Raw genomic sequence first — 19,233 nt, 5'->3', positions numbered from 1 at the left:
CCCAGGTGCGTGCGCCACTGCGCGGCATCGGCCGCCGGCTCAGCCTGCTGGCGCGTCCGCGGGGAGCCGAAGCCTTGCCGATCGTGCTGGACCGGCGGCGCATCTATGTGCTGCCCACCCGCTTCGGACTGTTCGTCACCGCGCTGTTGCTGGCGATGCTGCTGGGCGCGCTGAACTACAACAACAACCCCGCGCTGCTGCTGGCCCTGCTGCTGGCCACCGCCGGGGTCGCCAGCAGCATCATGGCGCACCTGCAGTTGTCGGCGCTGCGTATCGAGGCGGTGTCGGCCGAGCCGGTGGTGGCCGGCGAGCCGCTGCGCATGCGGGTGTCGCTGGCACGCCGCGACACCCGCGCACGCCGCGGTGTGCGCCTGGATCACCTGGACAGCAGCGGCTTCTGTTCGCTGGTCGACCACGACATGGCCGAGATCGACTTGCTGGTGCCCACCGCGCACCGCGGCTGGCAGGACATCGAACGCATCCGCCTGTCCAGTACCCTACCGCTGGGGCTGGTACGGGCATGGTCGTGGGTGTGGCCGGAAACGCCGCTGCTGGCCTACCCCAGACCCGAAGAACAGGGACCGTCATTGCCCGAGGGCGCCGGGTCGCCCAACCAGACCCGGCTGCACGCGCAAGGCGAGGAACTGCATCAGCTGCGCCCGTACCGCGCAGGCGATGCGCCACGCACGATTTCCTGGAAGCACTCGGCGCGGCGCGACACCTTGCTGGTGCGCGAGTACGAACAACCGCTCGGTATCGAAGTGACACTGGACTGGCGCAGCCTCCACGCGCTGCCCTACGAGCGCCGCATCGCGCGGCTGGCGCGCTGGGTCAATCTGGCAGAGCGCGACGGGCGACGCTACCGGCTGCTGCTGCCGGGCCAACCTCCGCTGGGCCCTGCACAGGGGCCTTCGCACCATCACCTCTGCCTGCGCGCGCTGGCGCTGCTGCCGCATGACTGAGCCCGCCCTTCCCATTTCCCAGGCCGGCCGTGGCTGGGTGCTGGCCACCAGCTGGCTGGCGCTCACGCCGTTGCTGCTGCAGCTGCCCGGGTTGCTGGCCTCCACCATCGCCATCGCCGCACTGCTGGTGGGCGTGATGAGCTGGCGCGGCACCCTGATGGCACCGGTGCGCGTCCTGCTGGTGATCGCGATGCTGGCGGCGGTGTATTGGCAAATTGGTATGCGTTTCGGGCGCGACACCGGCTGCGCGGTGCTGGCGGCGATGCTGGCGATCAAGGCCTCCGAACTGCGCACCCTGCGCGATGCGCGCAGCCTGCTGGGCTTTGCATTGTTTGCGCCGTTTGCGGCCTTCCTGCTCGACCAGGGCCCGACGACGATGGGCCTGGCGCTGCTGGCAGTGGTCAGCGCACTGATCAGCATGCAGCGGCTGGCCGACGAAGAGCACCGCACCGGCACGCCCGGCCTGCGCCTGCAGTTGCGCAGCATCGGCAAACTGGTCGCCATCGGCGTGCCGCTGGCGCTGGTCACCTTCTGGCTGCTGCCGCGCCTGAGTTCGCCCTTGTGGGGCGTGCCCGAGCGCGCACTGTCGCGGCCCGGCCTGTCGGACAACATGTCCCCGGGCGAATGGATCGACCTGATGGCCGACGACAGCCCGGCCTTGCGCGTGCAGTTCACCGGCAAGGCGCCACCGCCGCAGCAACGCTACTGGCGCGGACCGGTGATGTGGGACTTCGACGGCCGCACCTGGCAGCGCGCGCGCTGGACCGGCCGCGGCCAGCCCGCCTCGGTTACCGCAGGCCCGCAAACCTATCGTTACCGACTGGATTACGAGCCCACCGATCGTCGTCAACTGGTGTCGCTGGACCTGCCGACCCGGGGCGTTGCCAACGCCGAGCTCTCACCCGATTACGAACTGTTCGCGCAGCGCCCGTTGAGCGCCTTGACACGCTGGGAGCTGCAATCGGCACCGCCCACCCGTTTCGATACCGACCTGCCCGACCAGCTACGCAAGCGCGCGCTCGCGCTGCCACCAGGCTTCAATCCGCGCACGCTCACCCTGGCCCGGCAATGGCGCGCGGAGGCCGGCAGCAACGACGATGCGGTGGTACAGCGCGCGCTGGGGTGGATCACCCGCGAATTCGCCTACACGCTGGATACGCCGCTGCTCGGCCGCAACAGCGTGGATGAATTCCTGTTCCAGCAAAAGGCCGGTTTCTGCGAGCACTTCAGTTCTTCATTCGTGGTGCTGATGCGTGCGGCCGGCATCCCGGCGCGCGTGGTCACCGGCTATGCCGGCGGCACCTACAACGGGCTGGGCAACTACTGGGTGGTGCGGCGCATGGATGCCCATGCCTGGACCGAGGTGTGGCTGGCCGGCCGCGGCTGGGTGCGCGTGGACCCGACTGCCGCGGTGGCGCCGGAACGCATCTACGATACGCTGGAAGATCGCCTGCAGACCGATGGCGGCGCCGGCCTGGCCCAGCTCGGCACCTGGGCCGGCCTGAGCCAGGTCGGCGACTGGCTGCGGCGCGGCTGGAACGACCTGGTGCTGTCGTTCAATGCCGACCGCCAGCAGCGCCTGCTGCAGCCGTTCGGTATCGACCGCCTGGAGCCCACGCAACTGGCTGCCATCTTCGGCGTGTTTGCCGTCAGCGCCCTGGCCTGGATGGGCTGGCTGCTGGCTCGCGGCGAGCGCGAACGCGACCCGCTACTGCGCGCCTGGCATCGGCTGAGTCGCCGCTACGGCAAGCTGGGCCTGGCCCGCGAACCCCACGAACCGGCCATTGACTGGGCGCAACGCGTCGCCCGTTCGCACCCGGACACGGCACTGTTGGCGCTCAGCCAACGTTTCGCTGCCGCGCGATACGCTGGCGCTGATTCCGACAGCGCCACTCTCCTGAAAGACCTGCTGCAGCATCGCCCGCGAACCGGAGCTTCCTCATGAGTACCCGTTTTCTGTTCCCCATTGTCGCTGTGCTCGGGCTCGCAGCCTGCGCGACCGCGCCCAAGCCGCTGCAGGGCCAGTTCCCCACGGTCAGCCCGAGCGATTCCACTGCCAGCGCGCAACTGGGCACCTCGGTGCGCTGGGGCGGCAAGATCATTCAGACCAAACCCGCCCAGGGCCAGACCTGCTTCGAGCTGATCTCGCGTCCGCTCAACGCCAGTGGCCGTCCGGACCGCAATGCGGTGGATGCCAGCGATGGCCGCTTCCTGGCATGCCGCTCGGGCTTCTATGATCCGGCCGTGTTCGAGCCGGGCCGCGAGGTCACCTTCATCGGCAAGATCGAAGGCTATGAAACCACCAAGATCGGCGAGTACGACTACAAGCTGCCCAAGGTGGCTGCCGACGTGGTCTACCTGTGGCCGGAAGTGCGCGACGTCGACGTGATTCCGGCCTACCCGTACGGCCCCTGGGGCGACCCGTGGGGTCCGCGCTGGGGCGGCGGCTGGGGTTGGGGCCGCGGTTGGTGGTAATCCATCGCTGAGTCAGCCGTGATGCAAAACGCCGCTCCTGAAGGAGCGGCGTTTTTGTTGGTGCGGGTCAAGCCGCCTGCATCAGCGCGTTTCGGCTGGATCGTTACTTCGCCATTTCGCCGGCCCCGGCGCTACGCAGGCGCAACAAGCCTGCCGGAATCGCGACTGCGCGGCTACACGGCTGCCATGAGCGCCTACTGGTGTGCATCGGCTCGTGACCGCAGTAGCGACGACCGGCCATGCTCAAACCTGGCCTGCCGTTGCCGCTCGACCACCTGTTCGGTTACATCGGTGGCAACGTCCCGTCAGGGGGTGCCGAAGCGGCCCAGCGGCGCACCGGCCAGCAGGTGCAGATGGATATGGAACACGGTCTGGCCCGCGTGCTCGCGGCAGTTCATCACGATGCGGTAACCGTCCTGCGCCAGTCCCTGCGCACGCGCGTAGGCCGCCGCCGCAATGGCCAGCTTGCCGACCAGCAGCGCCTGCTCCGGCGGCACATCGTCCAGGGTGGGAATGGCGTGCTGCTTGGGAATGAACAGCACATGCACCGGCGCCTGCGGTGCGATGTCCTCGAAGCCCAGGACGTCATCGTCTTCATAAACGATGGTGGCCGAAATTTCGCGACGAATGATTTTGCCGAAGATGGTGTCGGTCATAGACGGGATTCGGGATTCGGGATTCGGGATTGGCCAAAGCTTACCGCGCGCGCCAGCCTGCTTTAGCGAATCCCAAATCCCGACTCCCCAATCCCCGCCCTCAAAGCACCTCACTGCGGGTGCCGAAGGCGTGCGACAGGGTGCCGCGGTCGACGTATTCCAGCTCGCCGCCCAGCGGCATGCCCTGCGCGAGCCGGCTGGGCCGCACGGCATGTTGTCGTGCCAACTGCGCCAGGTAATGCGCGGTCGCCTCGCCTTCCACGGTGGCGTTGGTGGCGATGATCATTTCGGTCACTTCGCCAGCGGCCAGGCGCTCGCCGAGGCGGTCCAGCCCCAGCTCGCGCGGGCCGATACCATCCAGCGGCGACAAGCGCCCCTGCAAAATGAAATACAGACCGCGGTAGCCGGTGGCGTGCTCGATCGCCAAGCGATCGGCCGGTGACTCGACCACGCACAGCTGCTGGCGGTCACGGCTGCTGCTGGCGCAGATGGTGCAGACTTCCGACTCGGTGAAATCGCGGCATTGCACGCAATGCCCGACCTTGTCCACCGCATTTCCCAGCGCCGCGGCCAGGCGCCGCCCGCCCTCGCGCTCGCGCTCGAGCACGTGGTAGGCCATGCGCTGCGCCGACTTCTGGCCCACACCGGGCAACACCCGGAAGGCCTCGATCAGTTGTTCGAGCAGAGTGGACATCGGTCGGGAATCGGGAATCGGGATTGGGGAATCGCAACAGCAAAGCCAGCTCGCTCTACGATTCCCGATTCCCTACTCCCGATTCCCCGCCTTTCAGAAAGGCAACTTCATGCCGGGCGGCAGCTGCATGCCGGCGGTGGCCGAGCCCATGCGGTCCTTGGATTCGGCGTCGATCTTGTTGGAGGCGTCGTTGAACGCGGCAGCGATCAGGTCTTCGGCCATTTCCTGGTCGGACAGGATGCTCGGGTCGATGCGCACCTTGCGGCACTCCTTGGCGCCGGTCAGCGTCACGCTGACCATGCCGCCGCCGGCGGTGCCAGTGACTTCCAGCTTGGCCAGTTCTTCCTGGGCGCGCTGCAGGTTTTCCTGCATCTTCTGCGCCTGCTGCATCAATTGGGCAATGTTTCCACGCATGGGGCGTTACTCGTCGTAAGGGCGGATGGAATCGGGGACGACCCGCGCGCCCTGCTGCTGAATCAGCTGCTGCACATTGGGGTCGTTCATGAAGGCGATTTCGGCTGCGCTCTGGCGCTCGCCTTTCTGGCGGTTGGCCCGCTCGTGCAAGGTCTCGATATCGGCGTTGCCGGTTTCGATCACGATGCGCGGGGTGTCGCCCAGCACCGGCGCCAGCGCCTGAGCCAGGTTGGCGATGGAGCGCTCGGAGTTGAGGTATTCGAAGCCCGGCGCCAGCGCCAGCCGCAGCACGCCGTCGCGATGGCCAATGAATGCCGCGTTGGCAGCAAGCTGACGCGACGGGCCATTCAAGCCACTGCGCGTGACCAGTTCCAGCCACTGCTCGGCATCGGCGATGCGGCCATCGTCGATCGGCGCCGCCGCATCGGTGGAACGCGCCGGGGATGCTGCTGCAACGTGCGACGGCGGTGTCGCCGCCATCGTTTCGGTTGCCGCTGCCGGGTCCGCAGCGTCCAGGGGAGGCGCCATGGCCGCTTCTGGCGTGGCCATGACCGAGGGCGACGCGATCGACGGGGCAATGGCCGCCCCGGATGCGGGAGCCGAGGTCTCCGTCACTGCGGCAGGCGTCCTCACTGGTGCGTCGTCCACCGCCCAGGGTGGGCTGTCGTCAGTGCGCGTAGGCGCAGCGCCCGCAGGAACCGCCGAAGCAGCCAGCGAGACCACCGGCGCTGCCGCGACGGCAGCTGGCGCAGCGGCGGCGACTGCCACGTTTGGCGCAACCACTGCTTCCATCGCCGCTGCCGGCATCGCTGCAGGCGCTGCGGCCGCAGCAGCAGGCGCAGCAGCTTGCACGCCTGCACCCGCCACGCGTGTGCCACCGCCGGCACTGGCCCCACGGCCATCGTCGCTGCTACCGGCAGGCACCGCCGCCGCGGGCCGGAAGGCCAGCATGCGCAGCACCGCCATTTCGAACCCGGCGCGCGGGCTCGGCGCCAGATACAGGTCGCGGCGCCCGTTGAGCGCCATCTGGTACCACAGCTGCACCACTTCCGGGCGCAGCTGCGCGGCAAACGGGGTCGGGTCGATCCCATCGCCCACAAAGGCCACCGATGGCACCAGCTGCTGCACCTGCACCCGGTGCAGCGCCTCGGCCAGGGCTTCCAGCACGCCGCTCCAATCGGGCGAAAATTCAGCCAGCGCGGCCACCACCTGCAGCAGGCGCGCGCCATCGCCATCGGCCAGCGATTGCAGCATCGCCCCGACCTGGGTGCGGTCGACCGTGCCCAGCATGGTGCGCACCACGTCCTCGCGCAGCGCGCCGCCGGCGTAGGCGATCGCCTGATCCAGCAGCGACAAACCATCGCGCAGCGAGCCATCGGCCGCCTTGGACAGCTGCACGATCGCCGACGGATCCGATTCGATCTCTTCGGCCGCCAGAATGCGCGTCATCTGGCCCTGGATCTGATCCTCGTCCAGCCGCTTGAGGTTGAACTGCAGGCAGCGCGACAGCACGGTCACCGGCAGCTTTTGCGGGTCGGTGGTGGCCAGCAGGAACTTCACGTGCTCCGGCGGCTCTTCCAGCGTCTTCAGCAACGCATTGAACGCCGCCTTGGAGAGCATGTGCACTTCGTCGATCAGATAGACCTTGAACTTGCCGCGCGAGGGCATGTACTGGGCGTTCTCGATCACCTCGCGCACGTCGTCCACGCCGGTGTTGGAAGCGGCGTCGATTTCCAGCAGGTCGATATAGCGGCCGGCATCGATGTCCAGGCAGGCCGGGCACGTCCCGCACGGGTCGGCGCTGGTGCCGGTCTCGCAGTTCAGCGACTTGGCGAAGATGCGCGCAATGGTGGTCTTGCCCACGCCGCGGGTGCCGGTGAACAGGAACGCGTGGTGCACGCGCCCACTGTCGAGCGCGTTACTGAGCGCGCGGACCACGTGTTCCTGGCCCACGAGTTCGGCAAAACGCTTCGGGCGCCACTTGCGGGCGAGAACGAGATAAGACATCGGGCAACCAGCTTGTTCTGAGCCGATATTGTGCCACGGCCCGTCTCATCGACTGTGCCTGCAAGATTCAGCTTGTGGTATGGCCCGGCGACCGCTAGAATTTGCGGCCCTGTAAGGCCCCGGTCGTGCAGGTACGGAGAGGTGTCCGAGTGGTTGAAGGAGCACGCCTGGAAAGTGTGTAAGCGTCTAAACCGCGCTTCGGGGGTTCGAATCCCCCTCTCTCCGCCAGTTTCATGATGTGCGCGATGACACCGTCGCAGCAGATCCCGGGCCACGCCAGTGGCCCACGTCTTATGGTGGCCCCGTCGGTCCCTCGCGACGCTAGATCGAAAATCCCGCCAGGGCCGGAAGGCAGCAACGGTATCGATTGATGCGGGCGCCGAGGTCAACCGGCGGGGACACCACCCCAACCTCCAGCACGCGCCGGGCCGGCCAGTCGCCGCCACAGCGGTACGGTACGCTTGCCTGCATCACGCGGCGACCACGCTCTGCAGTTCCATTGGCGTCTGCAGGAACATCAGTGCGCTGTTGTTGGCGATGTTGCCGTGCAGGCCGTCAGTGTCGTGCTTCGCACCGCATGCATACCCCTCATCCATCCGTGATGGCGGCCTCGGCGACAGCCGAGCGCCCGCACCAGGAAGCTGCGCGCCAAAGCGCCTACGACGCGGATTGATGCAACGCGCTGCGACGCCCGGCTGGGCGTGAAACGCTCAACGCGCCCGCCTAGATCAGCGGGCGGCACATCATCGGAGCTTCAACGCGTACCCGCTCCTGACCAGCTGCAGTTGCACTAATGAGTGCCGCGTTGCGGACCGACGCGGCGTGCGCAAGGCCGGGCACTACACAAGCGCATTGACGCGCGCTGCAGACGCCCTCGAGCCGCGCGCCATCGCCAGCATGAGACTTGCGGTGCTCGGCACGCCACAACGCTGCCTTCACCCTAGGCCTCCGGATGCAGCCAGCCCGCATCCCCTTCCAGGTAATGCTCGTGCTTCCAGATCGGCACGCGCGCCTTGACCTCGTCGATGATGTAACGGCAGGCGTCGAACGCGGCGCCGCGATGCGCCGCACTCACACCGACCCACACCGCCATCTCGCCGATACGCAACTCACCCACACGATGCACGCACTGCGCCTGCACGATGGCAAAGCGGCCGACTGCCTCATCAAGCACGCGCTGGCCTTCGGCCTGGGCAAGTGCGGCATAGGCTTCGTAGCGCAAGCCGGCAACGCCGCGGCCTTCATTGTGGTCGCGCACCCAGCCCTCGAAACTGGCGAAGGCGCCGGCGTGCGGATGTTCCATCCCTGCACGCAAGTGATCGACCGGCAACGCAATGTCGGACAGCGCAAATACGGCGGTTGTCTGCTCGCTCACGTTCAACCTCCCGACACTGGCGGAATGAACACCACTTCGCTGCCGTCGCGCACCGCATCCTCCCAGCGCGCAAACGCCCCATCGACGGCGACGCGCAACTGCGCCGGCGTCCAGCGCAGGCCGTGCCGTGCATCGAGCTCGGCATACAGGCCCCGCAGGTCCTGGGCACTGGACTGCACGCGCTCGTCGGCCACCCCTGCCGCCTCGCGCAGGCTGGCGAAATACAACACCGTTACCGTGGCAGTCATCGCGCCGCTCCGATGTCGCGCTTGCCGCCACGCTTGGAGACCAACCTGGTCGGCCCGATGGTCATGGCGTGCGACAGCGCCTTGCACATGTCATACACCGTCAACGCCGCAACGCTGGCGCCGGTCAGGGCCTCCATCTCCACGCCAGTGCGATGCACGCAACGGACCGTGCACTGGATGTCCAGCACCTGCTCTCCAGCCCAATCGATCTCGAAACGGCAGGCGTCGATCGGCAACGGATGGCAGAACGGGATCAGCTCATGCGTGCGCTTGACCGCCATCGTGCCGGCGATCACTGCCGTCTCGACGATGCCACCTTTGGCACTGCGCAGGCCGCTGGCGCGCAACTGGGCTGCGACCGCAACCGGAAAACGCACCCGGCTGGCGGCCGTGGCGCTGCGTGCGGTGAGCGCCTTGTCCGAGACATCCACCATGGTGGGGAGCCCGGCATCATCCAGGTGGGTCAGGCGCGCGGAACGTGATTTGGGAGGCATGGAGAACTACACGGTGACAGGCAGGCAGGATGCGGCATTCTCGGTGAACGAGGCGCCTTGATGGAACAGCAGCTGTCAGCAGTGTGCATCCTTGCGCCAGCGTGCGACGCGCTACAGCACGCAATCCGGCAGTCACCCGGCGGTCGACCGATGATCCGGCGGCGCAGGATTGCAAGAAAACAACGTTTTAAACGCCGTCGACCCGCTCATCGACAGCGAAATCTGCACTGGCGCAGCGATCGCTGCACATCGTCCACTGCGACTGCAGCACGCCCGGACGCGGTGACGTCCAGTCGGTGCCGCGCAATGCGCCAACGCGCGCGCATCGGCAAATCGCGCAAGCACGCGTGCGGCGCGCATAGCGCCAGGAGCACGCCCGCACTCACCCGCCGATCAGAAACATCTCCACCGGTTTACCCCGACGCGGCGCCGCCACCGCACGCACCTCGCTGTAGCGGTCGCCACGCAGGCTCCAGCGCTGACGCAGGTGGTCCGCCAACCCGTGCTCGCCGTTGGACAAGGCTGGCTTCAGATCATGGCCCTGGCTGGCAAACAGACAGGTATACAGATGGCCGTCGGCCGAAACGCGCGCGCGCTGGCAGTCGCCACAGAACGGCACGCTGACCGAACTGACGAACCCCACTTCGCCGGCGCCATCTGCAAATGCGTGGCGCTGCGCGACTTCACCGGTGTAATTGGCATCCAGCGGCACCAGCGGCCAGCGTGCATGGATGCGCGCGTGCAGTTGCGCAGAGCTCACCACCGCCTCCGGTGACCAACCGTTGCAGCTCCCCACGTCCATGAATTCAATGAAGCGCAGCACGTGCCCGGTACCGCGGAAGTGCTCCACCAGCGGCAGCACCTGATCCTCGTTGACGCCACGCTGCACCACGCAATTGATCTTCAACCGCGTGAAGCCGGCCTGCTCGGCAGCCGCAATCCCGGCCAGCACCTGGGCGATATCGCCGCGGTCGCCGCTCATGCGTCTGAACAATGCCGGCTCCAACGCATCCATGCTGACCGTGATGCGGCGCAGCCCGGCCTGGCGCAGCGCCACAGCCTGGCGCGCGAGCAGGACGCCATTGGTGGTCAATGCCAGATCCTCGATGCCGTCGATCGCCGTCAGACGCGCGATCAGGGCCGGCAGGTCACGCCGCAGCAGTGGCTCGCCACCGGTCAGGCGGACCTTGGTCACGCCCACCGAAACAAAGGCCCGCACCAGGGTTTCCAGTTGCTCGAAGCTCAGGCGCTGCTGCGCATCGAACCCATAGTCGTCCGGCACGCGATCGGCCGGCATGCAATAGCCACAGCGGAAGTTGCAGGCCTCGATCACCGACAGGCGCAGGTCGCGCAGCGGGCGGCCGTAGCGGTCCTGCATGGGCGCACCGGCCAGGGTGGGCAGGGTCAGGGCGCCCATCAGCGCACCGTGGCAGCGGTCGAGTCCGCCAGTGCCAGATGCTGCCCAGGCACGGCAACACGATGGCCGCGCGCGCGCAGCACATCGGCATCGGCGTCGCTGGCGTAGTGGTACAGCAGCATGCGGCTCAACAGGTCCTGCGGGTATTCCCGCTCCAAATCGTCCACGCCAGTATGCGACGGGTTCCCGTGAACACCGCAGTCATGCGCGATGAGCTCGTTGTCGTCGGCGTAACGCTTCAGCATTTCCGGGATCGGCCGGGTATCGCCGGTCCACACCAGCGCGCCCTTCAGACGCAGCCCGTAAGCGGTCTCGGGCCAGTGGTGGCGTACCGGGAACACTTCCAGCCGTACCCCGTCGTGCCAGAAGGCATCGCCGACCGGCACCAATTGGAATGCGTCCCAGAAGTTCGCCCCGCCTTCTGCCAGCACGTTCGGGTAATCGGCAATGCGCCGCTGCAACAGCGGCACCACCGGCGCGGGCACATACAGGCGCGTGCGCCCGCGCCGCTCGGAGAAATAGCTGTCGACGAACACCCGCTCCAGCCCGCCGACATGATCCAGGTGCACATGGGTGATGAAGATCGCCTGCGGCAGCTGGCCGTAATGGGCCTGATAGGCAGTCAGCCCCTCGCTGCCGCAATCGATGGTCAACCACGGCGCGCCGGCGCGCTCGATGGTGGCCATCGGCGAACCGAGCGCCACCGCCGACGCATTGCCGACCCCTTGCACCCGCAACGCCCAATGCATCAGTAGCCCCGGCCCCAGGCCAGCTCATACGCGCGGTGCAGCCGCTGGTAATCCTTGTCGACCTCTTCGCGGCTACGGTTGCCGCGCAGCTTCAGCAGCGAACGATGCAGCCGCTTGAGGTTACGCTCGCGCCAGCGGGTGGCCGGAATACGCAGCACACCGCGGTCGAAATCGATCAACCAGCCATGCCCGCCGGCATCGAACAGAATGTTGTGCGCGTTGAGATCGGCGTGATCCAGCCCGGCGCGATGAAACCGCGCAATCAGTTGGCCGGTGGCCTCCCACGGTGCGCCACGCCCGGCCACCTGCGCGTGGTCGGCCAGCGAGCGCACATCTTCAAGCCGCTCCATCAACAAGGCCGCGCGGTAGCCCAGGCCTTCGCGCAGATAGCAGGCCGCCAGCGGACGCGGCACCGGCAACTTGCGCTTGATCAGTTCGCGCATCAGCCGGAACTCGGCAAAGCTGCGCGTGCGTCCGGCACCTTTCCACAGATACCGGTCATGGCTCACCCGCGCCGCCATGCCGCCACGCAGGTACTGGCGCAACACGCTGCGGCCGAATGGCGCATCCACAAACCAGGCCCCGCCGCGGCCGCCCTCACCGACCGGCCGCGCCCTGTCGCCCCAGCGTTGCGGCGAAAACAGCCCGGCGTCGGCTTGCCGCAGCCGTTCGCGGTCGAACAGAATGGCGCCGTACCCGCGGCCCTCGCGGTACGGCGTCAGTGCTTCGGTGGCGTCGAAAGAAACCATCTATCGAGTCTAACAACACCATGGCTGTAACGCCTGCATCGCTGTGTCTGCTGCGCTTGTCCGCCCTGGGCGATGTCACCCATGTAGTGCCACTGGTGCGCACGCTGCAAGTGGGTTTCCCGCAGACGCAGCTGCACTGGATCATCGACCAGGCGGGCCTCAAGCTGCTCGACGGCCTGCCCGGCGTGCAGTTCCATGCCTACGACAAACGCAGCGGCGTGGCCGGCATGCGCGCATTACGCCGGTCACTGGCGCCGCTGGGGCGCTTCGACGCCTTGCTGCAAATGCAGGTGGCCTTTCGCGCCAACGTGTTGTCGGCGTTCGTGCCGGCACGCCGGCGTATCGGCTACGACCGCAGCCGCTCCAAGGATCTGCACGGGCTGTTCGTCAACGAACGCATCCCCGACCGCCCGGGCATCCACGTACTCGATGCCATCGGCAGCTTCGCCGAGCCGCTGGGCCTGCGCCAGACGCAGGTTCGCTGGGACCTGCCGGTTCCCGCCGAGGCGCACGCCTGGGCTCGCGCGCAGTGGGACGACGACGGCCGCCCGGTGCTGATGATTTCGCCCTGCTCCAGCCATGTGCGACGTAACTGGTACCCGGAGCGCCACGCGGCGCTGGCCGATCACGCGGCCGCGCAAGGCTGGCGCATCGTGCTGTGCGGCGGCCGCAGTGCACTGGAACGCAGCACGGCCGACGCCATCGTAGCCGCCACGCGTGCACCGGTGCTGGACCTGGTCGGCAAGGACACGCTCAAGCAGCTGCCTGCGCTGCTTGCCCGCGCAGACCTGGTGGTCACCCCCGATTCGGGGCCGATGCACATCGCCAACGCGATGGGCACCAAGGTGCTTGGCCTGCACGCGGCCAGCAACCCCAGACGTAGCGGGCCTTACTCGGATGTGCGCTATTGCGTGGACCGCTACGACGCGGCCGCGCGCAAACACCTGGGCAAACCGGCCGAGCAGCTCCGCTGGGGCACCAAGATCGAGTTCGACGAGGTGATGTCGCTGATCACCGTCGACGATGCGATTGCCGCATTCGAACGCTATCGCGCCGATCATCCGCGTTGAGCATTGGCCGCTGCAGCCACGCGCGCACCGGCGTGTTGCGCGGTGAGCCTGCGCGGCGCGCAAACGCGACACAGCGATCTCATCGTCCCGCGAGGCAATGGGCAACGCCCTGATCGCCAGTCGCCGGGACACGCACCGCCAGCCCTGCGGTCCCACTGACATACGCCAGCGTGATCACCCGATCACGTCTCAGGCGCCGGTTGCGCGGTAATCCTGATAGGACTTCTCTTCCACATACGACGAGCCTAACGCCAGATTGATCTGCTTCTTGATCCGCGCACGCTCGTCGTTTTCGATGTACACGCTGCGTGCCAGCTGCACGAAGCCGTCGTCGAAGGTCTGCGCCTGTTCCTTGAGCCGGATGTCGTCCTCGATCACCCACAGCCGCTCGTTGACGGCTTTGAGCTCGGCGCGCAGACGCACGATGTCGTGGCCGGCGGCCGGATGCGCCATCCAGCTGTTTTCCAGCGCGGACAGCTCGTTGCGCACATTCGCCAGCTTGGCCGCATCGCTCATGCGCTCGGACTTGATCTGCAGGATCGCGATCTTGTCGAGCAGCTCACCAAAGGACACGGGCACCAGGATCTCGGACATGACAGGCCTCCAACGGGGATCGAGCGGATTGTAGTCATCGCAGCCACAGCCGGTTGCGACACATAAACAAAAGCCCCCTTGCGGGGGCTGATGCGAATCTGGCGGAGAGGGGGGGATTCACTCGGCACTACGTGCCTTCGCCCTGCGGGCGGCTTCGCCGTGCAGACAGCTGCGCTGTCTGTCGAACCCGGGGCTTCTCACCCCCCCAACGCCGCCGGCGAAACTCACGCGGCACTGGCACAACTGCTCGCCCTAATCTGGCGGAGAGGGGGGGATTCGAACCCCCGAGGCGCTATAAACGCCTGCCTGATTTCGAGTCAGGTACATTCAACCGCTCTGCCACCTCTCCAGATGGTCCCCAGTGTCCTGGGGCCGTGCATCATACGGGCACACGCGCCAGGCCACAAGCGGCCTGGGCCAGCGTCGGTGTCACCGCCTGCCGGCCCGGCGTGAACCGGCGCTGCGGCACCGGCAATGGCTCGGTTGCTGCTGGCCGTCCCGGCCGCGATGATGGTGGCGCATCTTCTCCCTGGCGACCGGCCCCATGCTCGAATTCGGACACCTCACCCACGTCGGCCTGCGCCGTGACCTCAACGAGGACACCTATTACGGCGACAGCGAGCTGGGGCTGTGGCTGGTGGCCGACGGCATGGGCGGTCACGCCTGCGGCGAGGTGGCCAGTGCGCTGGCGCGCGAGACCATCGTGCGCGAAGTCCGCGCCGGCACCCCGCTCGCCCAGGCCGTGCGCATCGCCGACGAAGAAATCATCAAGACCTCGCGCCGCTGCAACGACACGTTGCCGATGGGCACCACCGTGGTCGCCGCACGCGTGCTGGGCCAGCGCTTCGAAGTGGCCTGGGTCGGCGACAGCCGCGCGTATCTGTGGCGCGACGGCCGGCTGGCGCAGTTGAGCCAGGACCACAGTTATGTGCAGGAACTCATCGCCCAGGGCACATTGACAAGCGAGCAGGCGCGCGCGCATCCGCATCGCAATGTGGTGACCCAGGCGTTGGGCGTCACCGACCCGGCGCACCTCAACGTTGCCACCATGCAGGGCGAACTCAAATCCGGCATGCAGCTACTGCTGTGCAGCGACGGCCTGACCGAGGAAGTGGACGATGCCGCCATCGCCGCAACCCTGTCGCAGGCCGACTGCAGCGCGCAGGAGTGCGTGGAATGCCTGGTGGCCGCGGCACTGGATGGCGGCGGCTCGGACAACATCACCGCCATCCTGGTGCGCAGCTACTGAGCAAGGCTGCGCGCCGTCGGCCTCGGACGTCGGCGCTGATCGCCTAACACAGCGCCGTGCTGCACCCGGCACAGGCCCACCATGGCGTATGCCGCGAGCGCGTGACGGCAGACGCCCCCGGCGCAGCCGTCCTAGCCTGCCGCAGCAACCTCCTCAACCGGCGCATCCCACAGTGCACGACCGGCTTTCTTGCGCAACTGCGCCAGGCGCGCTTCGTGCGCCTGCGTTTCCGACGCGGTGACCACGACCCGCGGCCGCGGCAACAACAAGGCCGGGTCGAAGGTGATCATGCCGCTGCCGTCCTCGGAGCGTTGGCCGGCATCGGCGCTGGCAAAGCCGATCTCTTCCTGCCCGGAGGTCAGCGCGATGTAGACATCGGCCAGGATCTGCGCATCGAGCAGGGCGCCGTGCAGCTGGCGATGCGAGTTGTCCACGCCCAGGCGCTTGCACAAGGCATCCAGTGAGTTGCGCTGCCCCGGGTAACGCTCGCGCGCCATCATCAAGGTATCGGTCACGCTGGCGCGATCGGTGATGCGGCCATAACCGCTGCCCAGCAGCGAGAGCTCGTTATCCAGAAAGCCCAGGTCGAATGCGGCGTTGTGGATGACCAGCTCCGCACCGTCGATGTAGGCGAGAAACTCCTCCACCACGTCGCTGAAGAGCGGCTTGTCGGCCAGGAATTCCAGGGTCAGCCCGGTCACTTCCTGTGCCCCGGGCTCGAAGTCGCAATCAGGCTTCAGATAGCGATGGAAATTGTTGCCGCTGGGCCGTCGCTCCAGCAGCTCCACTGCACCGATTTCGACGACGCGGTTGCCCTTGCGCCATTCCAGGCCGGTGGTTTCTGTATCGAGAATGATCTGACGCATGAATCCTCTTACGCAGTTGCAGCGCCACCGCGCTGGGCGATGGCCTGGTTGCGGGCGAGCACGTCGACGCGCTCGTTGTCCGGATCGCCATTGTGCCCCTTCACCCAGCGCCAATCGATGCGATGGCGCTGGGTTGCCGCGTGCAGCCGCTCCCACAACTCGCGGTTCTTGACCGGATCGCCGCCGGCAGTTTTCCATCCGCGGCGCACCCAGCCGGGCATCCATTCGGTAATGCCCTGGCGCACGTATTGCGAATCGGTATGCAGCACGATCTGGCACGGCTCGGTCAACGTTTCCAGGGCCATGATCGCCGCCATCAGTTCCATCCGATTGTTGGTGGACACCGCTTCTCCGCCGGCCAGTTCCTTTTCGCGGCCGTTGTAACGCAGCAGCGCTGCCCAGCCACCCGGCCCGGGGTTGCCGAGGCAGGAGCCGTCGGTATGCACTTCAATTGATTTCATCAGTTTCCAAGAGTTGCAATGAGGCAAAGGTCAGATCGTGGCCACCGGTTGCGGCCAACGCGACGGCAGCGCAATCGGTGTGGGCGCGATCGGTGCCGAGGCGCGCTTTTCCACTTCAAGTAAATACACCGCGCGCCACGGAGCGCGGCCAGGATCGGAGGAGCCGCGCCCGATACGCCAGATCGGCCCCAGGTAGCGCTCTGTTTCCACGCATTGCAGGCCGGCGCGCTGCGCCAGCAACCGCCAGCGATCCGGCCGCAAGGCCACCGGGCCGCGGCGCGCCCAATGAAACCGGTAAGGGCTCAGCGGGTTGAGCGTAAACAGCCACAGTCGGCCACCCGGCATCAACAGCCGCTCGCACTCGCTCAGGAAATCCGCCGCACCGCCGACCACGGCATGTTGCACCACGATGGCCTGCAGGCTTTCGGTTGGCAGCGGGAACGGCATGGCGCAGCGGGCATCGCCGGCGAACCGCCCCGCACTGCGGAACAGGCGCAGCCCGCGCCCATCCAGCGACTCGCGTGGTGGCAGATCCCTGGTCGGCGTCAGCCACAACCACGGCTGGGAGGGACGCGTCTGCAGCGCCTCCAGTGCCAGGCGACGCTCGGACTGGAGCAGGCCGCGTCCTGCCCCCGTATCAAACCAGGATGAGACACCAGCTTGACGGGAGAATGGCGGGGCAGGCATGGTCCCAATTCTATGCGACTGATCGCCCTGCCCGCATTCGATGACAATTACATCTGGGCGCTGGTCGCCGCGGATGGCCGCGCCATCATTGTCGACCCCGGTCAGGCCGAGCCGGTCATCGCCGCCGCACAGCACGATGGCGTGGTACCCACGGCCATCCTGTTGACCCACCATCACGCCGATCATGTCGGCGGCGTGGCCACGCTTCAGCAGCGCTGGCCGGACCTGGAGGTGTTCGGGCCTGACGACGAGCGCATTCCCGGCAACGCGCATCGGGTTGGTCAGGGCGAGCGCCTGGCGCTACTGGGGACGGCATTCGAGGTGCTGGAGGTTCCCGGCCACACCCGCACCCACATCGCGTTTGCAACGGACACCCACCTGTTCAGCGGTGATACCCTGTTCAGCCTAGGCTGTGGGCGGATGTTCGAAGGTACCGCTCCGCAGATGTTCGACTCGTTGCAGCGCCTGGCCTCCCTGCCCGGCGACACGCTTGTGTGTTGTGGCCACGAATACACCCTGGCCAACGCGGCCTTTGCGCTGCATGTCGATCCCACCAACGCTGCCTTGCAGCGCCGTCAACAGGAAGCCCAGGCCATGCGTCATGCAGCCCGTCCTACCCTGCCGATTTCGCTCAAGAGTGAACTGGCCACCAATCCGTTCTTACGCACCAACCGCCCCGAGATCCGCGCCGCAGTCACACTGCGCGCGACTGCAGCGGTATCCTCCGAAGTAGACGTATTCGCCGAACTTCGGCGCTGGAAAGACGAATTTCGCGCATGAGGCGGTTGGTGTTGGCAGTGCTGGCCGCGTTTGCGGCCACTGCACCGGCGGCGGCCTCGTCCAACGACGCAGCCCGCCTGAAACCCGCAGACGGCCCCACCGCATCGCCCACCGCCCCCAGCATGCGTAACGGGCGGGAGATCTTTTCGGCATTCTTGGACGGCCGCGCCGATCCCGGCTGCGACAGCGAACACAGTGACACGCGCTGGGAGCAGCACTTCTCACGCGCCCCGGCTCGCCTGGCCGACGATGCACAGGATGTCCTGCCGCTGTTCGGTTATGTCGTCGATGAACTGCGCGCCGCCGACATGCCGACGGAATTCGCGCTGATCCCCTTCGTCGAGAGCGGTTATCGCCCCGGTGCACGTAACGGCAGCGGCCCTGCGGGCCTGTGGCAGTTTGTCGCCACCACTGCACGTAACCACCATGTACCGGTCGGCGCGCAATACGATGGCCGCCTGTCGGCGGTGGATTCCACCACTGCGGCGGTGCGCTATCTCAAGACCTTGTACGGCATGTTCGGGGGCGACTGGCGACTGGCGCTGATGGCGTACAACGCCGGCGAGTACCGCGTGCTGCAGGCGATGCGCAGCGCCGGGGTGAATGCCCAGAATGCCAGCCCGTCGCAACTGCCCGGCATGTCCAAGGTCACCTACGACTACGTCGAAAAACTGCACGCGCTGGCCTGTGTCCTGGACCACGCGCAACAACAGGGCACGTTACTGACTTCGCTGGACCGCCAGGTGCCGGTATTGACCGAGCACGCACTCCCCGCCGGTACCAGCCTCAACACCTGGGCCGGGCAACGTGCCATCGAGCCGCAGTTGCTGGCTCGCCTGAACCCTGCGGTGGCAGGAGCGCGCGCGGCCCCCAGGGGCGTCCATGTCCTGGCTCCGGCAGCGCCCGCGCAACCCGGATCCAGCGGTGCCGTCGTCGCCTCGACGACTCCGATGATGGCAACGGATAACGGCGCCGCTGCCACCACCAGTGCTGCGATAGCCAAGGCGTCCAGCGCGCCCGCCCGGACCCACACGGTTCGCAACGGCGAATCTGCCTGGGCAATTGCCCGCCGCTACGGCATCACCGTGGCCACCCTGCTTGCCAGCAATGGTCTGGACAAGCGCGCGGTACTGAAGCCGGGCATGGTGCTGTCGTTCAACGACGCACCCTGAGGGCGCACCGGTCGGGCGCCCCCACCGTTCCGGGTGCCGAACTCCCCAACCGCCATAGCCATCACGCTCTTGCAGAAGCGGCCCTGGCCGCGAGGGGGACGTTCCCGGGAACAG

Annotated in this window: 22 protein-coding genes, 2 tRNA genes and 1 other RNA gene; 9 read left to right on the top strand and 16 right to left on the bottom strand. The window is 67.2% G+C overall.

The annotated features are described in order from the left end of the window. Positions 1–5: 5 nt before the first annotated feature. From RZV17_RS05590 to RZV17_RS05580, 3 genes are read left to right on the top strand one after another with little or no spacing between them, the layout of a single operon-like run. The gene (locus RZV17_RS05590) at positions 6–962 is read left to right on the top strand and encodes a DUF58 domain-containing protein (RefSeq protein ID WP_355607781.1); all 957 of its coding nucleotides are present in this window, start codon (positions 6–8) and stop codon (positions 960–962) included. Then, complete coding sequence (locus RZV17_RS05585) at positions 955–2,907, top strand: DUF3488 and transglutaminase-like domain-containing protein (protein WP_355607778.1); 1,953 nt, start codon at positions 955–957, stop codon at positions 2,905–2,907. The genes RZV17_RS05590 and RZV17_RS05585 overlap by 8 nt, the downstream gene beginning before the upstream one ends. After that, positions 2,904–3,437 (top strand): Slp family lipoprotein, encoded by a 534-nt coding sequence (locus RZV17_RS05580; protein ID WP_039404052.1) that lies wholly within the window; start codon positions 2,904–2,906, stop codon positions 3,435–3,437. The genes RZV17_RS05585 and RZV17_RS05580 overlap by 4 nt, the downstream gene beginning before the upstream one ends. 305 nt (positions 3,438–3,742) lie before the next feature. On the opposite strand, the gene RZV17_RS05575 is transcribed toward RZV17_RS05580, so the two are convergent. The 4 genes from RZV17_RS05575 to dnaX form a co-directional block, all read right to left on the bottom strand. Continuing rightward, on the bottom strand, positions 3,743–4,093 hold the full coding sequence (locus tag RZV17_RS05575) for a histidine triad nucleotide-binding protein (RefSeq protein WP_179454974.1): 351 nt from the start codon (positions 4,091–4,093) through the stop codon (positions 3,743–3,745). Between the two features lie 100 nt (positions 4,094–4,193). Beyond that, positions 4,194–4,787, bottom strand: a complete 594-nt coding sequence (gene recR, locus RZV17_RS05570) for a recombination mediator RecR (protein WP_166750139.1) — start codon at positions 4,785–4,787, stop codon at positions 4,194–4,196. Positions 4,788–4,880: 93 nt separating this feature from the next. Next, positions 4,881–5,201, bottom strand: a complete 321-nt coding sequence (locus RZV17_RS05565; protein WP_005913896.1) for a YbaB/EbfC family nucleoid-associated protein — start codon at positions 5,199–5,201, stop codon at positions 4,881–4,883. Between the two features lie 6 nt (positions 5,202–5,207). Next, positions 5,208–7,208, bottom strand: a complete 2,001-nt coding sequence (gene dnaX, locus RZV17_RS05560; protein ID WP_355607773.1) for a DNA polymerase III subunit gamma/tau — start codon at positions 7,206–7,208, stop codon at positions 5,208–5,210. A 135-nt stretch (positions 7,209–7,343) separates the two neighbouring features. On the opposite strand from dnaX, the gene RZV17_RS05555 reads away from it, so the two are divergent. Together RZV17_RS05555 and ffs are read left to right on the top strand one after the other, a co-directional pair. Then, positions 7,344–7,436: transfer RNA gene (locus RZV17_RS05555), tRNA-Ser, on the top strand. A 74-nt stretch (positions 7,437–7,510) separates the two neighbouring features. Beyond that, positions 7,511–7,607: signal recognition particle sRNA small type (gene ffs / locus RZV17_RS05550), an RNA gene on the top strand. Positions 7,608–7,678: 71 nt separating this feature from the next. Here the strand turns inward: ffs and RZV17_RS05545 are convergent. From RZV17_RS05545 to RZV17_RS05515, 7 genes are all read right to left on the bottom strand, one after another. Next, entirely contained in the window at positions 7,679–7,804 is a 126-nt protein-coding gene (locus RZV17_RS05545) for a hypothetical protein (RefSeq protein WP_355607770.1), read from the bottom strand. Positions 7,805–8,148: 344 nt separating this feature from the next. Next, complete coding sequence (locus RZV17_RS05540; protein ID WP_047695419.1) at positions 8,149–8,589, bottom strand: molybdenum cofactor biosynthesis protein MoaE; 441 nt, start codon at positions 8,587–8,589, stop codon at positions 8,149–8,151. Next, complete coding sequence (moaD, locus tag RZV17_RS05535; RefSeq protein WP_047695418.1) at positions 8,586–8,831, bottom strand: molybdopterin converting factor subunit 1; 246 nt, start codon at positions 8,829–8,831, stop codon at positions 8,586–8,588. The genes RZV17_RS05540 and moaD overlap by 4 nt, the downstream gene beginning before the upstream one ends. Continuing rightward, on the bottom strand, positions 8,828–9,325 hold the full coding sequence (gene moaC / locus RZV17_RS05530) for a cyclic pyranopterin monophosphate synthase MoaC (protein ID WP_179454980.1): 498 nt from the start codon (positions 9,323–9,325) through the stop codon (positions 8,828–8,830). Before moaC ends, moaD begins: the two co-directional genes overlap by 4 nt. Before the next feature lie 382 nt (positions 9,326–9,707). Next, positions 9,708–10,742: a GTP 3',8-cyclase MoaA gene (gene moaA, locus RZV17_RS05525; RefSeq protein WP_355607764.1), complete on the bottom strand. Its 1,035-nt coding sequence runs from the start codon at positions 10,740–10,742 to the stop codon at positions 9,708–9,710. Further along, on the bottom strand, positions 10,742–11,491 hold the full coding sequence (locus RZV17_RS05520; protein ID WP_047695415.1) for an MBL fold metallo-hydrolase: 750 nt from the start codon (positions 11,489–11,491) through the stop codon (positions 10,742–10,744). The genes moaA and RZV17_RS05520 overlap by 1 nt, the downstream gene beginning before the upstream one ends. After that, a complete protein-coding gene (locus RZV17_RS05515; protein ID WP_047695414.1) occupies positions 11,491–12,240 on the bottom strand; it encodes a 3-deoxy-D-manno-octulosonic acid kinase in 750 nt (249 codons plus the stop codon). Before RZV17_RS05515 ends, RZV17_RS05520 begins: the two co-directional genes overlap by 1 nt. 20 nt (positions 12,241–12,260) lie before the next feature. Here RZV17_RS05515 and RZV17_RS05510 point away from each other — a divergent pair, with 20 nt between their 5' ends. Further along, positions 12,261–13,310: a glycosyltransferase family 9 protein gene (locus RZV17_RS05510; RefSeq protein WP_104581090.1), complete on the top strand. Its 1,050-nt coding sequence runs from the start codon at positions 12,261–12,263 to the stop codon at positions 13,308–13,310. A gap of 189 nt (positions 13,311–13,499) precedes the next feature. On the opposite strand, the gene RZV17_RS05505 is transcribed toward RZV17_RS05510, so the two are convergent. Both RZV17_RS05505 and RZV17_RS05500 read right to left on the bottom strand, forming a co-directional pair. Next, positions 13,500–13,904: a DUF6165 family protein gene (locus tag RZV17_RS05505; protein WP_039404016.1), complete on the bottom strand. Its 405-nt coding sequence runs from the start codon at positions 13,902–13,904 to the stop codon at positions 13,500–13,502. A 258-nt stretch (positions 13,905–14,162) separates the two neighbouring features. Continuing rightward, positions 14,163–14,253, bottom strand: a tRNA-Ser gene (locus tag RZV17_RS05500). A gap of 195 nt (positions 14,254–14,448) precedes the next feature. Between RZV17_RS05500 and RZV17_RS05495 the strand changes: the two genes are divergently transcribed. Then, complete coding sequence (locus tag RZV17_RS05495) at positions 14,449–15,153, top strand: PP2C family serine/threonine-protein phosphatase (protein WP_039404013.1); 705 nt, start codon at positions 14,449–14,451, stop codon at positions 15,151–15,153. A 131-nt stretch (positions 15,154–15,284) separates the two neighbouring features. Here RZV17_RS05495 and dnaQ read toward each other — a convergent pair whose 3' ends face one another. Genes dnaQ through RZV17_RS05480 form a run of 3 tightly spaced genes read right to left on the bottom strand, consistent with a single transcriptional unit; the run spans position 15,285 to position 17,167 of the window. Next, positions 15,285–16,019, bottom strand: coding sequence for a DNA polymerase III subunit epsilon (gene dnaQ / locus RZV17_RS05490; RefSeq protein WP_104581089.1), 735 nt, complete (start codon positions 16,017–16,019; stop codon positions 15,285–15,287). A gap of 8 nt (positions 16,020–16,027) precedes the next feature. After that, entirely contained in the window at positions 16,028–16,480 is a 453-nt protein-coding gene (rnhA, locus tag RZV17_RS05485; protein WP_355607758.1) for a ribonuclease HI, read from the bottom strand. A 30-nt stretch (positions 16,481–16,510) separates the two neighbouring features. Further along, the gene (locus RZV17_RS05480) at positions 16,511–17,167 is read right to left on the bottom strand and encodes a hypothetical protein (protein ID WP_355607755.1); all 657 of its coding nucleotides are present in this window, start codon (positions 17,165–17,167) and stop codon (positions 16,511–16,513) included. 12 nt (positions 17,168–17,179) lie between these two features. Between RZV17_RS05480 and gloB the strand changes: the two genes are divergently transcribed. Both gloB and RZV17_RS05470 read left to right on the top strand, forming a co-directional pair. Then, complete coding sequence (gene gloB, locus RZV17_RS05475) at positions 17,180–17,947, top strand: hydroxyacylglutathione hydrolase (RefSeq protein ID WP_355609198.1); 768 nt, start codon at positions 17,180–17,182, stop codon at positions 17,945–17,947. Continuing rightward, entirely contained in the window at positions 17,944–19,119 is a 1,176-nt protein-coding gene (locus RZV17_RS05470; protein ID WP_166744013.1) for a lytic transglycosylase domain-containing protein, read from the top strand. Before gloB ends, RZV17_RS05470 begins: the two co-directional genes overlap by 4 nt. The last annotated feature ends 114 nt before the right edge of the window (positions 19,120–19,233 follow it).

Source organism: Xanthomonas cannabis (assembly GCF_040616535.1).
Classification (GTDB): Bacteria; Pseudomonadota; Gammaproteobacteria; order Xanthomonadales; family Xanthomonadaceae; genus Xanthomonas; species Xanthomonas cannabis.
Note: the sequence above shows the minus strand (reverse complement) of the source record. Positions and strands in the feature narration are given on the sequence as shown.

Coding starts and splice junctions, on each gene's coding strand:
- moaA (WP_355607764.1), bottom strand. CDS start 10,742: ATGGGCGCCCTGACCCTGCCCACCCTGGCCGGTGCGCCCATGCAGGAC.
- RZV17_RS05505 (WP_039404016.1), bottom strand. CDS start 13,904: ATGTCCGAGATCCTGGTGCCCGTGTCCTTTGGTGAGCTGCTCGACAAG.
- RZV17_RS05520 (WP_047695415.1), bottom strand. CDS start 11,491: ATGCATTGGGCGTTGCGGGTGCAAGGGGTCGGCAATGCGTCGGCGGTG.
- recR (WP_166750139.1), bottom strand. CDS start 4,787: ATGTCCACTCTGCTCGAACAACTGATCGAGGCCTTCCGGGTGTTGCCC.
- gloB (WP_355609198.1), top strand. CDS start 17,180: ATGCGACTGATCGCCCTGCCCGCATTCGATGACAATTACATCTGGGCG.
- rnhA (WP_355607758.1), bottom strand. CDS start 16,480: ATGAAATCAATTGAAGTGCATACCGACGGCTCCTGCCTCGGCAACCCC.
- RZV17_RS05510 (WP_104581090.1), top strand. CDS start 12,261: ATGGCTGTAACGCCTGCATCGCTGTGTCTGCTGCGCTTGTCCGCCCTG.
- RZV17_RS05495 (WP_039404013.1), top strand. CDS start 14,449: ATGCTCGAATTCGGACACCTCACCCACGTCGGCCTGCGCCGTGACCTC.
- dnaX (WP_355607773.1), bottom strand. CDS start 7,208: ATGTCTTATCTCGTTCTCGCCCGCAAGTGGCGCCCGAAGCGTTTTGCC.
- dnaQ (WP_104581089.1), bottom strand. CDS start 16,019: ATGCGTCAGATCATTCTCGATACAGAAACCACCGGCCTGGAATGGCGC.
- RZV17_RS05545 (WP_355607770.1), bottom strand. CDS start 7,804: ATGGATGAGGGGTATGCATGCGGTGCGAAGCACGACACTGACGGCCTG.
- RZV17_RS05585 (WP_355607778.1), top strand. CDS start 955: ATGACTGAGCCCGCCCTTCCCATTTCCCAGGCCGGCCGTGGCTGGGTG.
- RZV17_RS05580 (WP_039404052.1), top strand. CDS start 2,904: ATGAGTACCCGTTTTCTGTTCCCCATTGTCGCTGTGCTCGGGCTCGCA.
- RZV17_RS05565 (WP_005913896.1), bottom strand. CDS start 5,201: ATGCGTGGAAACATTGCCCAATTGATGCAGCAGGCGCAGAAGATGCAG.
- moaC (WP_179454980.1), bottom strand. CDS start 9,325: ATGCCTCCCAAATCACGTTCCGCGCGCCTGACCCACCTGGATGATGCC.
- moaD (WP_047695418.1), bottom strand. CDS start 8,831: ATGACTGCCACGGTAACGGTGTTGTATTTCGCCAGCCTGCGCGAGGCG.
- RZV17_RS05575 (WP_179454974.1), bottom strand. CDS start 4,093: ATGACCGACACCATCTTCGGCAAAATCATTCGTCGCGAAATTTCGGCC.
- RZV17_RS05515 (WP_047695414.1), bottom strand. CDS start 12,240: ATGGTTTCTTTCGACGCCACCGAAGCACTGACGCCGTACCGCGAGGGC.
- RZV17_RS05480 (WP_355607755.1), bottom strand. CDS start 17,167: ATGCCTGCCCCGCCATTCTCCCGTCAAGCTGGTGTCTCATCCTGGTTT.
- RZV17_RS05470 (WP_166744013.1), top strand. CDS start 17,944: ATGAGGCGGTTGGTGTTGGCAGTGCTGGCCGCGTTTGCGGCCACTGCA.